Source organism: Streptomyces sp. NBC_01485 (genome assembly GCF_036227125.1).
Classification (GTDB): Bacteria; Actinomycetota; Actinomycetes; order Streptomycetales; family Streptomycetaceae; genus Streptomyces.
In genome coordinates this window covers 6,237,068-6,251,698 of sequence record NZ_CP109435.1, presented here as the reverse complement: position 1 = coordinate 6,251,698, position 14,631 = coordinate 6,237,068, and the positions used below count along the sequence as shown (strand labels likewise).

14 protein-coding genes are annotated in these 14,631 nt (G+C 71.5%); 8 read left to right on the top strand and 6 right to left on the bottom strand.

Annotated elements, in window-relative coordinates:
- Positions 1–242: 242 nt before the first annotated feature.
- Positions 243–2,840, top strand: a complete 2,598-nt coding sequence (locus tag OG352_RS28405) for a DEAD/DEAH box helicase (RefSeq protein ID WP_329220803.1) — start codon at positions 243–245, stop codon at positions 2,838–2,840.
- A 131-nt stretch (positions 2,841–2,971) separates the two neighbouring features.
- Positions 2,972–3,850 carry an alpha/beta fold hydrolase gene (locus OG352_RS28400; RefSeq protein ID WP_329220801.1) on the top strand — a complete coding sequence of 293 codons (879 nt, stop codon included), beginning with the start codon at positions 2,972–2,974 and terminating at the stop codon, positions 3,848–3,850.
- A gap of 19 nt (positions 3,851–3,869) precedes the next feature.
- Here OG352_RS28400 and OG352_RS28395 read toward each other — a convergent pair whose 3' ends face one another.
- Positions 3,870–4,766 (bottom strand): NYN domain-containing protein, encoded by an 897-nt coding sequence (locus OG352_RS28395; RefSeq protein WP_329220799.1) that lies wholly within the window; start codon positions 4,764–4,766, stop codon positions 3,870–3,872.
- A gap of 194 nt (positions 4,767–4,960) precedes the next feature.
- Here OG352_RS28395 and OG352_RS28390 point away from each other — a divergent pair, with 194 nt between their 5' ends.
- Complete coding sequence (locus OG352_RS28390; protein ID WP_007384531.1) at positions 4,961–5,113, top strand: hypothetical protein; 153 nt, start codon at positions 4,961–4,963, stop codon at positions 5,111–5,113.
- Between the two features lie 97 nt (positions 5,114–5,210).
- On the opposite strand, the gene OG352_RS28385 is transcribed toward OG352_RS28390, so the two are convergent.
- From OG352_RS28385 to OG352_RS28375, 3 genes are all read right to left on the bottom strand, one after another.
- Positions 5,211–5,816, bottom strand: a complete 606-nt coding sequence (locus OG352_RS28385) for a MarC family protein (RefSeq protein WP_329220797.1) — start codon at positions 5,814–5,816, stop codon at positions 5,211–5,213.
- Positions 5,817–5,871: 55 nt separating this feature from the next.
- Positions 5,872–6,729 (bottom strand): PHP domain-containing protein, encoded by an 858-nt coding sequence (locus tag OG352_RS28380; RefSeq protein WP_329220795.1) that lies wholly within the window; start codon positions 6,727–6,729, stop codon positions 5,872–5,874.
- 154 nt (positions 6,730–6,883) lie between these two features.
- The gene (locus OG352_RS28375; RefSeq protein ID WP_329220793.1) at positions 6,884–7,525 is read right to left on the bottom strand and encodes a DUF6758 family protein; all 642 of its coding nucleotides are present in this window, start codon (positions 7,523–7,525) and stop codon (positions 6,884–6,886) included.
- 138 nt (positions 7,526–7,663) lie between these two features.
- Here OG352_RS28375 and OG352_RS28370 point away from each other — a divergent pair, with 138 nt between their 5' ends.
- Complete coding sequence (locus OG352_RS28370; protein ID WP_329220791.1) at positions 7,664–8,866, top strand: MFS transporter; 1,203 nt, start codon at positions 7,664–7,666, stop codon at positions 8,864–8,866.
- A 51-nt stretch (positions 8,867–8,917) separates the two neighbouring features.
- On the opposite strand, the gene OG352_RS28365 is transcribed toward OG352_RS28370, so the two are convergent.
- Positions 8,918–9,502 carry a suppressor of fused domain protein gene (locus OG352_RS28365; RefSeq protein WP_329220789.1) on the bottom strand — a complete coding sequence of 195 codons (585 nt, stop codon included), beginning with the start codon at positions 9,500–9,502 and terminating at the stop codon, positions 8,918–8,920.
- Positions 9,503–9,972: 470 nt separating this feature from the next.
- Here OG352_RS28365 and OG352_RS28360 point away from each other — a divergent pair, with 470 nt between their 5' ends.
- Together OG352_RS28360 and OG352_RS28355 are read left to right on the top strand one after the other, a co-directional pair.
- Positions 9,973–11,103, top strand: a complete 1,131-nt coding sequence (locus OG352_RS28360) for a magnesium and cobalt transport protein CorA (RefSeq protein ID WP_329220788.1) — start codon at positions 9,973–9,975, stop codon at positions 11,101–11,103.
- A gap of 34 nt (positions 11,104–11,137) precedes the next feature.
- Positions 11,138–11,662 (top strand): hypothetical protein, encoded by a 525-nt coding sequence (locus tag OG352_RS28355; RefSeq protein ID WP_329220786.1) that lies wholly within the window; start codon positions 11,138–11,140, stop codon positions 11,660–11,662.
- A gap of 36 nt (positions 11,663–11,698) precedes the next feature.
- On the opposite strand, the gene OG352_RS28350 is transcribed toward OG352_RS28355, so the two are convergent.
- On the bottom strand, positions 11,699–12,475 hold the full coding sequence (locus tag OG352_RS28350) for a hypothetical protein (protein WP_329220785.1): 777 nt from the start codon (positions 12,473–12,475) through the stop codon (positions 11,699–11,701).
- Positions 12,476–12,674: 199 nt separating this feature from the next.
- Here OG352_RS28350 and OG352_RS28345 point away from each other — a divergent pair, with 199 nt between their 5' ends.
- Both OG352_RS28345 and OG352_RS28340 read left to right on the top strand, forming a co-directional pair.
- Positions 12,675–14,024, top strand: coding sequence for a magnesium transporter MgtE N-terminal domain-containing protein (locus tag OG352_RS28345; protein WP_329220784.1), 1,350 nt, complete (start codon positions 12,675–12,677; stop codon positions 14,022–14,024).
- Positions 14,014–14,610: a DUF1003 domain-containing protein gene (locus tag OG352_RS28340; protein WP_329220782.1), complete on the top strand. Its 597-nt coding sequence runs from the start codon at positions 14,014–14,016 to the stop codon at positions 14,608–14,610. Before OG352_RS28345 ends, OG352_RS28340 begins: the two co-directional genes overlap by 11 nt.
- Positions 14,611–14,631: the final 21 nt, after the last annotated feature.

Below are 14,631 nucleotides of genomic sequence, written 5' to 3'. Positions count from 1 at the left end.
CAGCGGTACGAGCGCTAGAGCGTCGGCAGAGGTCCCGTGCCATACGGCAGTGCCTTCAAGGGCAGCCCGTAGGGCAGCCGACGTCCCCCGGCACGGTCCGTCAAAGACCCCCCGCGCTCGCCTCGCACCGCACACACAGAAGAGGCAGCACCCTGACTACGTTCCGAGAGCTCGGGATCCTTCCCGAGACCGCCGAGGCCCTCGAAGCCGTCGGCATCATCACCCCCTTCCCCATCCAGGAGATGACGCTCCCCGTGGCCCTGACGGGCACGGACGTCATCGGCCAGGCCAAGACCGGCACCGGCAAGACGCTCGGCTTCGGCCTCCCGCTCCTCGAGCGCGTGACCGTCCCCGCCGACGTCGAGGCCGGCCGCGCCAAGCCCGAGGCCCTCACCGACGCCCCGCAGGCGCTCGTCGTCGTCCCCACGCGCGAGCTGTGCACGCAGGTCACCAACGACCTGCTGACCGCGGGCAAGGTGCGCAACGTCCGCGTCCTCGCCATTTACGGCGGCCGGGCCTACGAGCCCCAGGTCGAGGCCCTGAAGAAGGGCATCGACGTCGTCGTCGGCACCCCGGGCCGCCTCCTGGACCTCGCGGGCCAGAAGAAGCTCGACCTCAAGCACATCAAGTCGCTCGTCCTCGACGAGGCCGACGAGATGCTCGACCTGGGCTTCCTGCCCGACGTCGAGAAGATCATCAACATGCTTCCGGCGAAGCGCCAGACCATGCTGTTCTCGGCGACCATGCCGGGCGCGGTCATCGGTCTCGCCCGCCGGTACATGTCGCAGCCCACGCACATCCGCGCCACCGCGCCGGACGACGAGGGCGTGACCGTCGCGAACATCTCGCAGCACGTGTACCGCGCGCACAACATGGACAAGCCCGAGATGGTCAGCCGCATCCTGCAGGCCGACGGCCGGGGACTGGTCATGGTCTTCTGCCGTACGAAGCGCACCGCGGCCGACCTCGCCGACCAGCTCCAGCAGCGCGGCTTCGCCTCCGGCGCGGTCCACGGCGACCTCGGCCAGGGCGCCCGCGAGCAGGCGCTGCGCGCCTTCCGCAACGGCAAGGTCGACGTCCTGGTCTGCACCGACGTCGCCGCCCGCGGCATCGACGTCGAGGGCGTCACGCACGTCATCAACTACCAGTCGCCGGAAGACGAGAAGACGTTCCTGCACCGCGTCGGCCGGACGGGCCGCGCGGGCGCCAAGGGCATCGCGGTCACGCTCGTCGACTGGGACGACATCCCGCGCTGGCAGCTCATCAACAAGGCGCTGGAGCTCGACTTCAACGACCCGCCGGAGACGTACTCCACCTCCCCGCACTTCTACGAGGAGATGCGGATCCCCGCGGGCACCAAGGGTGTCCTGCCGCGCGCGGAGCGCACCCGCGCCGGGCTCGACGCGGAGGTCCTGGAAGACCTGGGCGAGCCGGCCGGCCGCGCCGGGCGCGGTCGCAACGACCGGGGCGGTCGCAATGACCGCGGCGAGCGCGGTGGCCGGGGCGAGTCCCGCTCCAACGCCGGCGAGCGGTCCGGCACCGAGGAGCGCGAGCGTGCCGCCCGTACGCCGCGTCGCCGTCGTCGTACGCGCAACGGCTCCGCGATCGACGGAACGCCGGCGCCCGTCGGCACGACCGCACCGGCGCAGGCCCCCGTGGCCGAGCCGACGTCGTCCGTGACGGAGGAGGTCGCAGGCCCGCGCACCCCGCGCCGTCGGCGCCGTACGCGGACCGGGTCCGGGCAGGAGGCCGCCGCGATCGCAGTGACGGCCACCGAAGTGGCCGTCGCGCCTGTCGCCGAGGCCGCTGAGGCGGTCGTGACGACGGTGGAGGGCCCAGCCCTCGACGCCCCGGAGGCCACGGAGAGGCCGCGCCGCCGCCGTAGCCGTAAGCCGGCCGAGACCGCCGTCGACACGGTGGTGGAGGCCGCGGAGGCACCCGAGGTGGCGGAGGCGACGGTGGCAGCGCCGCGCCGTCGGACCCGCAAGGCTGCGGCTCCGGCCGAAGCCGTGATCGAGAGCGTCGCGTCCGCCGAGGCCCCGGAGGCCGTCGCGGCCGTCGAGCCCGAGGTGAAGCCGCGCCGTACCCGTAAGACGGCCGCCGCCGCGGAGACCGTGGTCGACACCGTCGAAGCGACCGAGGCGAAGCCGCGCCGCCGCACCACCCGCAAGGCCGCCGAGCCCGAGACGACGGCCGTCGCGGCCGAGATCCCGGCCCAGGCCACGCAGGAGGCGGAGCCGGTCAAGCCGCGCCGCACGCGTAAGACGGCAGCCACGGCCGCCGCGGTCGTCGAAGCGCCGGAAGCCACCGAGGCTGAGGTCAAGCCCCGTCGGACCCGTAAGGCAACGGCTCCGGCCGAAGCCGCGGTCGACACGGCCGAGGGTACGGAGGCGAAGCCGCGCCGCACCCGCAAGACGGCAGCCGCGGTCGTCGACGGCCCGGAAGCCACCGAGGCCGAGGTCAAGCCCCGTCGGACCCGTAAGGCAACGGCCCCGGCCGAAGCCGCCGTCGACACGGCCGAGGGCACGGAGGCCAAGCCGCGCCGCACCCGCAAGACGGCAGCCGCGGTCGTCGAAGCCCCGGCCGCCGCGGTCGTCGAAGCCCCGGAAGCCACCGAGGCCGACGTCAAGCCCCGTCGCACCCGCAAGACGGCGGCGGCCAAGGCCACGGCCACGGCCGACATTCCGGCTCAGGCCACGCAGGAGGCCGCCGAGGTCAAGCCGCGCCGCACGCGCAAGGCCGCCGCGCCGGCCGAGGCCGCCGCCGACGAGGCGGAGGCGAAGCCGAGGGTGCGCCGTACCCGCAAGGCGACGGCCGCCGCGGAGCCCGCGGACGGCTGATCGACCGGCCTGGCATGACGGTCCGACGGCCCGGTCCCTCCTGGTGAGGGGCCGGGCCGTCGGCGTTCCCGCGTTCCCGGGGGTGGCTCCCGCCCACGGCGCGCCGCGCACCCTCCCGGTAGCCTCGGCACGTGACCACGCCGAGCATCACCACCCCCTTTCCCCCGCCTCCCGGCGCGCGTGCGTACCGCCTGCGGACCGAGCGCGGTGAGTTCGCCGTCGTCGACGCTCCCGTGCCCGCCGACGTCGAGCCGCGCGGTGTCGCGCTGCTGCTGCCCGGCTTCACCGGCAGCAAGGAGGACTTCCACCGGCTGCACGAGCCGCTCGCGGCGCGCGGCTACCGTGCCATCGCCGTGGACGGGCGTGGGCAGAACGAGTCCGACGGACCGGCCGAGGACGAATCCCCTTACGCGCAGGAGGAGTTGGCCCGGGACGTGCTGGCGCAGGCGGCGGCCCTCGACACGCCCCTGCACCTCGTCGGGCACTCCCTCGGCGGCCAGATCTCCCGCGCCGCCGTCCTCCTCGACCACTCCCCCTTCGTCTCGTTCACGCTCGTCTCCTCGGGCCCCGGCGAGATCTCCGACTCGCAGAAGCAGCGCGTGAAGCTGCTGCACGACGCGCTCGCGGTGATGACGATGCCGGAGATGTGGGGGGCGATCCTGGCGATGGGTCCGCCGGAGGAAGTCGGCGGCCCGGCCCGCGGCTTCGGCAGGCTGGACCAGCTACGGCTGCGCTGGCTGAACCACAAGCCGGCCCAACTCCTCGCCACAGGCCGCCAGTTGTGCACCGCACCGAACCGCGTCGCCGAACTCGCCGCCGTCCCGCTGCCGTTCCACGTCCTGTCGGGCGCGGTGGACGACACTTGGCCGTTGAGTCTCCTGGACGAGATGGCGGTGGACCTGCGCGCGCACCGGACGGTCGTGCCGGACGCCGAGCACTCCCCCAACCTGGACCAGCCCTTCCCGACGGCCCGCGCCCTGGCCGACTTCTGGGACAGCCACCCCGGGTAGATCCGGTGCAGCGGCAGCTCTAGTACTGCGTCTGCACGTGCTCCCAGAAGCCGTCGCGCAGTGAGCGTCGCAGGTCCGCCTGGCCGCGCAGGGAGTACTGCAGGATGCCCTCGGCCTCGACCAGGAGGTCCTGGTCGACGGAGCCGGGGAGGTAGGGGTGGCCCGGCAGCAGTTCCACCAGGGACTCCCTGCCCCGGGCCGCGAGCCACTTCGCCGCGATCTGCGCGCCGGCGAAGCGGACGGCCTCGCGGGTGGGGCGGCTCGCGCCGTTCGTCTCGTAGGCCTGGGCGGTGCGGCGGGCGACGTACGGCTTGAAGAAGTCGAGGTCGAGGGTGCGTTGGCTGTCGACTTCCCAGAGCAGCGGCTCGGCCTGGTTGCGGCCTTCCGGCGCCTCGATGCCCCAGAGGTGGACGCGGGCGCCGTACCCCTGCGCGGCCTCCACCGCCGAGACCAGGTCCTCGTCGCCGCCGAGCAGGGCCGCGTCGCTGATGGCGCGGTGGCGGGCCAGTGACTCCAGGTCGGAGCGGATGAGCGAATCGACGCCCTTCTGCTGGTTGTTGGCGTTGAGGTTGCCCAACCGCACCTTCACGTCCGGCAGTTCGGCGATGGACTGCTGCTCGGTGGTGTGGATGCGGCGCCGGGCGCCGTCGTACCAGTAGACGCGCAGCAGCCGGCTGTCGGCGAAGATCGAGCGGGCGCGGTCGATGAGCGCCTCGATCAGGCCCTCGGCGTCGAGGTCGAACGCGCGGCGGTCCTCGGTCCCGGCCACCAGGCGCCCCGCCGCCGCGTACAGGTACCCCGCGTCGACGAAGATCGCGTGGGTCGAGGGCGTCTTGGCGACCTCGGCGAGCATGCGGGTGAGCAGCTCGTTCGTGAGGTCGATGCGGGCGGCGAGGGCCGGGAGGTCGTCGTTCATCGGCTCCATTGTCCTGGTGGTCACGCTGCGAGCACAAACGGTCCCGTTCAGTCTCCACCAACCCCCTTACTGGTTAGTAATTAGCCGTTCGAAAAATTTCTTTAGCGTAGGGAATGTTTGTAACATGCATCGCGTTGAGTCTTCACGTACGCAGCAATCCTCCTCGGGAGGATGACCAGACGAAGGGAGAAGCAATGCGCTTCGAAATCATGCGACTCGACGACGTCGACGGCACGCCCGTGGACAGCACCGTCGTGGACGCCGCCTCCGTCAACCGGATCGTTCAGCAAGCCGCCGCCATCGGGCAGCGGCTGTGGATCCGTCCGGCCGACACCTCGGCCTCATAACGGGTCCTTGCACACAGGCTTCGGAGCCCCCTACGGCATGTGCCGTAGGGGGCTCCGCGCGCACCAAGGGTCCGTCCAGCCCGTCGGCCCGCCCGGCTCAGCTCGCCCGGATCACCTGCGTGATCCCGTTGATGATCTGCTGCACGGCGATCGCGGAGAGCATCATGCCCGCGAGCCGCGTCACCAGGACCACACCGCCGTCCTTGATGACCCGGATGATCAGCAGCGAGTACCGCATCACCAGCCACAGCACGACGTGGATGGCGAGGATCGCCATCCAGACCGACACCTGGGAGGCCACCCCGTCGGCCTTCTGCACGGCGAGGATGACGGACACGATCGCACCCGGCCCGGCCAGCAACGGCATGCCCAGCGGGACGAGCGCGACGTTGACGTCCTTGGTCTGCTTCGGTTCGTCGGTCTTGCCGGTGAGCAGGTCCAGGGCGATCAGCAGGAGCAGCAGCCCGCCCGCGATCATCAGCGCGGGCACGGAGACGTGCAGGTAGTCGAGGATCTGGTGCCCCAGCAGCCCGAAGACGGTGATCACAGTGCCCGCCACACAGACCGCCTGGAAGGCCATCCGCTTCTGCACCTTGGCGGGGCGTCCGGCGGTCAGGGCGAGGAAGATCGGGGTGATCCCGGGGGGATCCATGATGACGAAGAGGGTGAGGAAGAGGGAGACGAACACAGCGATGTCGAACATCAGTACGGAGACCTTGCGTGAAAGGGGTGGGTGAAGGGGCGGAGAGTGAGGAGCGTCAGGCTCCGCCGGTCCCCGGCACCGGGAACGCGCCCGTCGCCCGCCGGGTGATCTCCCCGTACACCTCGGGGTCGGTCGTGTACTCGCCGAGCGCGCACGTCTTGCGGCTGCCGTGGTAGTCCGAGGAGCCGGTGACCAGCAGCCCCAGATCGGCGGCCAGGCCGCGCAGCCGCGCCCGCGTGTCCGCGTCGTGGTCCATGTGGTCGACCTCGATGCCGTCGAGGCCGGCCGCGGCCAGCTCGGCGATCGCCGACTCCGGGACCGTACGCCCCCGCTTGTGGGCACCCGGGTGCGCGAAGACGGTGACCCCGCCCGCGCCCTTGACCAGCCGGATCGCCTCGAAGGGGTCGGTCTCGTGCTTCTCGACGTAGGCCCGGCCGCCGTCGGACAGCCAGTCCTCGGTGAACGCGTCGCTCACGGTCGCCACGACGCCCAGCTCGACCAGTGCGGTGGCGACGTGCGGCCGCCCCACGGACCCCTCCCCCGCGATCCGCGCGACCTGCTCCCAGGTGACGGGCACGCCCAGCTCGTTGAGCCGGGCTACCATCCCGCGCGCCCGCGGCACCCGGTCGTCGCGCACCAGCTCGCGCTCGGCGAGCAGCGCGGGCTCCTCGGGATCGAACAGGTAGGCCAGCATGTGCATGCTGATGCCGTCGATACGGCAGGACAGCTCGGCGCCGGTGACGAGAGTGAGCCCCCGCGGCAGCGCGGCGACGGCCTCGGCGTGACCGCGGGTGGTGTCGTGGTCGGTCAGCGCGACGACGTCCAGCCCGGCGGCGGACGCGTTGCGCACCAGCTCGGCCGGGGTGTCCGTACCGTCGGAGGCCGTGGAGTGACAGTGCAGATCGATACGCACGACGCAGACTCCAGGCGGTGACGGGACGGATGGGGACGCCTCAGCATAGCCGGTTATCAGACCGGCTCTGTCACACCCGAAACCCGGGAGCACCCCCTACATCCATCCCCTGCACGCGTCCCTTGCACGTACCCGGCGACACATACGCGGCCGGCTACGGCTTGAGCAAGCGCGGCGACAGTGCCCCGCACGGCACGAGCTCGACCTCCGCACCCGCGTCCCGCAGATCCGTCAGCACCAGCTCGTCGTACATCAGCAGCCCCGCCTGCTCGGGCCACACCACCGCCCACAGCCACAGCCCGCACGCCTCGCCCGCGAAGACCACACGGTCGTCCGGGGTGGCGGACACATGCCACAGCGGGGTCGGCCGGCCGGCGGCCAGCAGCTTCGCCTGCGGGGGTTTCTCGACGTTCAGGTACGGACCCGGGTCCGGCCCGTCGACACCGGCGTACCACGCGCCGAGACCGACGCCGAGCTCCTCGGCGATGAGGATCAGCTCACCCATGCCGCCGAGCGGGCCCGGCCCGGAGCAGGCCACCGCGGTGGCACGACCCCCACTGCGGTCGTCGCCCGCGTACGTCACGCCCGTGAAGAGCCAGCCGACCGGCAGCGGCCAGGGCATCCACACCGGGACCTGCGTGCGATGCACGACGACACTGAGGGCCTCGACGCTGGGCGGGATCACAGGCTGCAGCGGATGCACCGTCCCGTGCACGTCGCACTGCCAGGAATCGGCGAAAAGTCCGGGAGCCCTGACCCGGCCACCACACTTCGGGCAACTGGGTTCGCCCCTCATAGAGCCCCACGGTCCTACCCGAGCCCGCCCACGTCAAGGACGATCACCCATCCGGACGGAAGCGTTCCGGACGGAGCGACCCACCCCGCACATAGGTGTAGCTTGCATTAATTAGATGCTCTAACCTACCGTGTGCACATGCCAACCATCTCGCAACAGCCCAGGGCGGTGTGGGCGACGGCCGGCGCGTCCGTCGTCGCGTTCATGGGCATCGGTCTCGTCGACCCGATCCTGCCGTCGATCGCCCAGGGTCTGGACGCCACGGCCGGTCAGGTCTCCCTGCTCTTCACCTCGTACTTCCTGATCACCGCCGTCGCGATGCTGGTCACCGGCTTCATCTCCAGCCGCGTCGGCGGCCGCCGGACGCTGCTGCTCGGCCTCGCGCTCGTCGTCGTCTTCGCGGGCCTGTCGGGCACCTCCGGCTCGGTCGCCGAACTGGTGGGCTTCCGGGCGGGCTGGGGGCTCGGCAACGCGCTCTTCGTCTCCACCGCCCTCGCGGTGATCGTCGGCGCGGCGGCCGGCGGCAGCGCGGCGGCCATCCTGCTGTACGAGTCCGCCCTCGGCCTCGGCATGGCCTGCGGACCGCTGCTGGGCGCGCTGCTCGGCGACGCCAGCTGGCGCTACCCCTTCTTCGGCACCGCGGCCCTGATGGCGGTCGGCTTCCTGTGCATCACGGCGTTCCTGAAGGAGCAGCCGAAGCCGGACCGCAAAACCTCGCTGCTGGACCCGCTCAAGGCGCTCGGCCACGGCGGTCTCGCCTCCGTCGCCGCCTCGGCGTTCTTCTACAACTACACGTTCTTCACCGTGCTGGCCTTCACCCCGTTCGTGCTGGACATGACCCCGTACAGGTCGGGGGCGGTGTTCTTCGCCTGGGGTCTGCTGCTCGCCGTCTCCTCGGTGCTCGTGGCACCGCGCCTCCAGGAGCGGTTCGGCTCACTGAAGGTGCTCGGCGGCTCGCTGGCGCTGCTCGCCGTCGACGTGCTCGCCCTCGGCTACGGCGACCACACCACGGCGGTCGTCTGCACGGTCCTGTCGGGCGCGTTCATCGGCGTGAACAACACCGTGTACACCGAGCTGGCACTCGGCGTCTCCGACGCCCCGCGTCCGGTGGCGAGCGCGGGCTACAACTTCGTGCGCTGGTTCGCCGCCGCTGCCGCGCCCTACTTCGCGCCGAAGATCGAGGAGTGGACCGACATCCACGTCCCGTTCGTCGTCGCGGCGGTGACGGCGGTGCTCGGCGCGGCCGTGGTCGTCGTACGGCGGAAGGCGCTCACGCGCGAGGCGGCGGAGCCGGAACCGGGGCATCCGGCCCGGGACGGAGTGGCCGTCTTCGCGAGGTGAGCCAACTGACTGTTTTCAGCCGGGCGTTGGTGACATGGGTCACCCGGCGGCTCAGTCGAGCGGGACGGACCTCCGGGACGGGTCCCTCAGGTCCGTCCCGTTCGTCAGCCAGCGCTCCTGGAGGGCCTGGGCGCCGTGCACGCGTTTCCAGGCGGCCTCGTTCGGGGTCATGGGCAGCAGCGGCAGGAAGCGGACCGGGTCGAGGGGCGCGTCGAGGCCGAGGTCCTCGACCAGACCGCCCGGCTCGGCGACCAGGACCGACGTGAACGGGGCGCCGGGCCACAGGGGCTCGCCCACGTCGAGGGAGGCGCCGGGGGCCACGACCACACCCTCGACCTGCGGAGACGCGGCGAGCACGGCGAGCGGGCGGAGCACCTTGTCCGTGTCGGCGGTGCCGGGGCGGACCGACAGGACCAGTTCGGCGCGCGGGCCCTCGACCGGGTCCGCGAGCAACGCCGTGGGGTCGCTCATCGGCTGCGCGGACATCCCGAGCGTGGCGTAACGGACGACGTCGCCCTCATGGAAACGCAGCACCTCGACGCGGTCCGTACCCAGGAAAGTGACCGCGGCGCGGGCGTCCGGCTCGCCCAGCGCGGTGCGCAGACGGGCCTCGACCAGAGGAAGAACATCAGCCATGCGGCGAGCATAGAACTCGTCAGTGCGGGGCAAAGCAGCGCCTTGACACTTCGACCGGCTGGTACTCTGGCCCGGTAGTTCGGGGCAGCACGCAGAAGCGTCGCGATCTTTGCCTCGACGCAGACGAGACTCCCTTACGAGGGACCGGCTGGAGGAGGTGGGGCTGTCATGGATCGAAGTCACCCGTGCAGTACCACTCGCTCTTCCGGCCGTTGACGCAGCTGCTCCGACTTTCGGCTGATCGCCGCCTTTCCCGCTCGCGTCCTCACGCGGAAGAGCACTTCGTTTCGTTTTCTCTGAACTTGCAGTAGCTGAACCAGTAGCTGAGTCAGCGACGAAACTCGCCACCGCGACGGAGCGGTGCTCCCCGCTTTGTGGACGTGCCGAACATCCGTAGTCAGGACGTCCTCATTCCGGGTAGTTCCACCCGTCGCAGCGGCCTTTCGTCGCCCGATGCGAAGGAGCCTGCCATGTCGATGATCCGCGACCTGCGCGCCGCCGTGGTCCGCCCGTCCCGCCCCTCCCTGCGCAAGAGCGTGCGCCTGGACAGCGGCGCCTACGACACCACCCGCGACCCCGGCACCCCGTCGGCCGTCGTCGACTGCGCCGTCTACCGCGACGGCGCCCGCGTCCCGTTCACGACGCCGCCCACCCCGCACGAGGCCATGCGGCAGGTGCGGCGCGACGGCGGCTTCGTGTGGATCGGTCTGCACGAGCCGACCGAGGCCGAATTCGCCGGTATCGCCCGCGAGTTCGGGCTGCACCCGCTGGCCGTGGAGGACGCCGTGCAGGCGCACCAGCGGCCCAAGCTGGAGCGCTACGACGACTCCCTCTTCACCGTCTTCAAGACCATCCACTACGTCGAGCACGACCGGCTCACGGCCAACAGCGAGGTCGTCGAGACCGGTGAGGTCATGTGCTTCACCGGCAAGGACTTCTTCATCACCGTCCGGCACGGCGGCCAGGGCTCGCTGCGCGCGCTGCGCCACCGGCTCCAGGACGACCCCGAGCTGCTCGACAAGGGCCCCTCGGCCGTGCTGCACGCGATCGCCGACCACGTCGTCGACGGCTATGTCGCGGTCGCCGACGCCGTGCAGGACGACATCGACGAGGTCGAGACGGAGGTGTTCTCGCCGGGACGCAAGGGCAGCCCGCGCGGCACGGACGCCGGGCGGATCTACCAACTCAAGCGTGAGGTACTGGAGTTCAAGCGCGCGGTGTCGCCGCTGCTGCGGCCGATGCAGTTGCTGAGCGAGCGGCCGATGCGGCTGGTCGACCCCGACATCCAGAAGTACTTCCGGGACGTCGCCGACCACCTCGCCCGGGTCCAGGAGCAGGTCATCGGCTTCGACGAGCTGCTCAACTCGATCCTCCAGGCCAACCTGGCGCAGGCGTCCGTCGCGCAGAACGAGGACATGCGCAAGATCACGTCCTGGGCCGCCATCATCGCCGTGCCGACGATGGTGTGCGGGGTGTACGGCATGAACTTCGACTACATGCCGGAACTGCACTGGAAGTTCGGCTATCCCGTGGTCATGTCGGCGATGGTGGCGCTGTGTGTGGGCATCCACCGCACGCTGAAGCGCAACGGCTGGCTGTGAGGGGCCCCGGGCAGGCCCTGGCTAGGCTGGCGTCATGACAAGCGAGCAGCTCGGCCTCCTCGACCAGGCCCTCGTCGAGGAGGCCACCAAGAAGTCCGGCCTCGTCTGGGTCCGGGGCGCCGGCGAACCGGCCGCGCGCGCGCTGTGGCACGTGTGGCACGAGGGCGCGGCCTGTCTGGTCGGCGACGGGTCCGGTGAGCAGCCGCTGCCGGGGCTCGTCGAGGGCGGCTCGGCCGAGGTCACCGTCCGCAGCAAGGACAAGGGCGGCCGGCTGGTCTCCTGGACGGCGACGGTCGTGGAGCTCGCGTCCGGCTCCGAGGCGTGGGAGGCGGCCGTCGCCGAGCTCAAGGGCAAGCGGCTGAACGCGCCCGACGGCGAGGCGATGACCGGGCGTTGGGCGCGCGAGTGCCGAGTGCTCCGGCTGGAGCCGACCGGGGGCCTGCTGCCCCTGCCCGACGGGGATCTGGCGGCGCGGCCGGTGCCGTCGCCCGCCACCACGCGGGAGCCGGCCCCGGCGGGACTGCCGAAACTGCTGCTGAAGCGGCGCAAGCGCAAGTAGCCGGGTACTCGGGAAGCCGCTCGCGCGAGTGGCCGCTTACGACGTCGGCAGTTGCTTGCCGTAGTCCACCGTGTCGTCCTGCGCCGGTTCCGTCAGGGCGAAGTCCTGGCCCCAGGCGGAGAAGCTCAGCGTCCCGGCCCCGCCGGCCCGTACCAGGCGCAGGGGGTAGGGCTTGCCCTCCAGGGACACGTCCAGCGTGCCGCCGGAACCGCCGTCGCCGGCGATGCGGATCGTGCGGACGCCGGACTGCTCATGGTGGCCGTCCGTGCCCAGCGAGCCGTGCAGCGTCAGCAGACCGTCGAGGAGGAGGTCCTTGTCCGTGAAACCGCTGAACTTCTTGTACGAGGGATCGCCCGTCGGCACCTTCACGTACTTGCCCTGGAGCTTGTCGGCCGCCGCCGTGTCCGTGTCGGTGGCGGTGTCCTTGCCCGAGCCGCCGTCGTCGGACTTGCCGTCCTCGTGGTTCCAGAACGCCGCGTCGGCCTTCAGGTACAACTCCTCGCCGATCCGCAGCACGTGGAAGGTGGCCCCCTCCGCGGTCACCGACCCGGTGCCGCCGTCCGCCTTCAGCCGCATGTCGAGCGTGTACGTCTTCCCGCTGGTGACCACGCTCCCCGACAGCCGCACCGCGTCCACGCCCCCGGCGGCCGTCCGCGCCTTGGTCTGGATCTCCTTGGCGGGCAGCTTGCCCACGCCGTTCGTGCCGGCGTCCGGGTCCTCGCTGCACCCTGCCGCCCCCAGGCCCACGACCAGTGCGCACATCGCGCTCAGGAGCGCGGCCTTGCGAGTACGGCCCTGGGGAATCGCGGTCACAGAGAACGCTGCCTTTCTGCGGGGGTGTGCCGAGCGGCGTACGGCAGCGTACCGGGGTCGCGGGCCCCGAACGGAGCCGGACCGTCCGGACCCCCCACCAGGGCGTATCCGATCGGGACGGGCTAGCCTGAAGCCCGCACGAGCGGGCAATCCCACACGAGCTGACCATACGGAAACGGAAAAGGACGGAGGTGCGGTCATGGCATCGGGCACCCCCCGGATCTTCGTCTCGCACCTCGCCGCCGTGCCCGTCTTCGACCCGAACGGCGACCAGGTGGGGCGGGTACGCGATCTGGTCGTCGTGCTGCGGGTCGGGCGGCGGCCGCCGAGGGTGCTCGGGCTGGTCGTCGAACTGTCCACGCGGCGCCGGATCTTCCTGCCCATGACCCGGGTGACCGGCATCGAGTCCGGCCAGGTCATCACCACCGGCGTGGTCAACGTCCGGCGCTTCGAACAGCGGCCCACCGAGCGGCTCGTCTTCGGCGAACTCCTGGACCGGCGCGTCAGCCTCGTCGAGAACGGGGGGCCGGGAGAGGCGGGAGAGCCGGGAGGGTCCGGCGAGGAAGTCACCGTCCTCGACGTGTCGCTGCGTCAGCTGCCGGCCCGCCGGGACTGGGAGATCGACCGGGTCTTCGTCCGCAAGGGCAGGAAGGGCGGCGCGTTCCGGCGGGCCAAGGGCGAGACGCTGACCGTGGGCTGGTCGGCCGTCACCGGGTTCTCGCTGGAGGAGCACGGGCAGGGCGCGGAGAGCCTCCTCGCCACCTTCGAGCAGTTGCGCCCGGCCGACCTCGCCAACGTGCTGCACCACCTGTCGCCGAAGCGCCGGGCCGAGGTCGCCGCCGCCCTCGACGACGACCGCCTCGCCGACGTCCTCGAAGAGCTCCCGGAGGACGACCAGATCGAGATCCTCGGCAAGCTGAAGGAGGAGCGCGCCGCGGACGTCCTGGAGGCCATGGACCCCGACGACGCGGCCGACCTGCTCTCCGAGCTCCCGGAGGAGGACAAGGAGCGGCTGCTGAGCCTGATGGAGCCGGCGGACGCGGCCGACATGCGGCGCCTGATGGCGTACGAGGAGCACACCGCGGGCGGTCTGATGACCACCGAGCCGATCGTCCTGCGCCCGGACGCCACCGTCGCCGACGCCCTCGCGCGCGTGCGCAACCCCGACCTGTCCCCGGCCCTCGCCGCCCAGGTCTACGTCTGCCGCCCGCCCGACGAGACGCCGACCGGCAAGTACCTCGGCACGGTCCACTTCCAGCGCCTGCTGCGCGACCCGCCGTACACGCTGGTCAGCTCGATCCTCGACGAGAGCCTCCAGACCCTGGCGCCGGACGCGGCGCTGCCGGTCGTCGCCGGGTTCTTCGCGACGTACGACATGGTCGCGGCGCCCGTCGTCAACGAGGCGGGGTCGCTGCTCGGCGCGGTGACCGTGGACGACGTCCTGGACCACATGCTGCCGGAGGACTGGCGGGAGACGGAGTTCCATCTCGCCGACGACGGGAGCGACATCGGCGTGGAGGGTGAGGGGGTGGGTCCGCATGGCTCCTGAGCGGGAGAGCGGGCGCGCCGAGCGCACCCCGGCCGGCGCCACGGCGTCCAGCCGTCCCCGGGCCCGGCTGGACCAGCCGCGGGCGCCCCGGCGCCGGCTGCTGCCCGAGTACGACCCGGAGGCCTTCGGCCGGCTGTCGGAGCGCATCGCGCGGTTCCTGGGCACCGGGCGGTTCATCGTCTGGATGACGATCGTCATCATCGTCTGGGTCCTGTGGAACATCTTCGCGCCCGGCGACCTGCGCTTCGACCACTACCCCTTCATCTTCCTGACCCTGATGCTGTCCCTCCAGGCCTCCTACGCGGCCCCGCTGATCCTGCTCGCGCAGAACCGGCAGGACGACCGCGACCGGGTCAACCTGGAGCAGGACCGTAAGGAGAACGAGCGGTCGATCGCCGACACCGAGTACCTGACCAGGGAGATCGCCGCCCTGCGCATCCGCCTGGGCGAGGTCGCCACCCGGGACTGGATCCGCTCGGAGCTCCAGGACATGGTCAAGGAGTTGGAGGGGCGGGGCAACGGGCATCGCGAACACGCCGTGTTCCCGGCGGAACGTTCGCGGGGGCGTGACGTAGACGACCGGTGACGGGCTTACCGGCACCCCCGC

Coding starts and splice junctions, on each gene's coding strand:
- OG352_RS28405 (WP_329220803.1), top strand. CDS start 243: ATGACGCTCCCCGTGGCCCTGACGGGCACGGACGTCATCGGCCAGGCC.
- OG352_RS28395 (WP_329220799.1), bottom strand. CDS start 4,766: ATGAACGACGACCTCCCGGCCCTCGCCGCCCGCATCGACCTCACGAAC.
- OG352_RS28390 (WP_007384531.1), top strand. CDS start 4,961: ATGCGCTTCGAAATCATGCGACTCGACGACGTCGACGGCACGCCCGTG.
- OG352_RS28385 (WP_329220797.1), bottom strand. CDS start 5,816: ATGTTCGACATCGCTGTGTTCGTCTCCCTCTTCCTCACCCTCTTCGTC.
- OG352_RS28375 (WP_329220793.1), bottom strand. CDS start 7,525: ATGAGGGGCGAACCCAGTTGCCCGAAGTGTGGTGGCCGGGTCAGGGCT.
- OG352_RS28370 (WP_329220791.1), top strand. CDS start 7,664: ATGCCAACCATCTCGCAACAGCCCAGGGCGGTGTGGGCGACGGCCGGC.
- OG352_RS28365 (WP_329220789.1), bottom strand. CDS start 9,502: ATGGCTGATGTTCTTCCTCTGGTCGAGGCCCGTCTGCGCACCGCGCTG.
- OG352_RS28360 (WP_329220788.1), top strand. CDS start 9,973: ATGTCGATGATCCGCGACCTGCGCGCCGCCGTGGTCCGCCCGTCCCGC.
- OG352_RS28355 (WP_329220786.1), top strand. CDS start 11,138: ATGACAAGCGAGCAGCTCGGCCTCCTCGACCAGGCCCTCGTCGAGGAG.
- OG352_RS28345 (WP_329220784.1), top strand. CDS start 12,675: ATGGCATCGGGCACCCCCCGGATCTTCGTCTCGCACCTCGCCGCCGTG.
- OG352_RS28340 (WP_329220782.1), top strand. CDS start 14,014: ATGGCTCCTGAGCGGGAGAGCGGGCGCGCCGAGCGCACCCCGGCCGGC.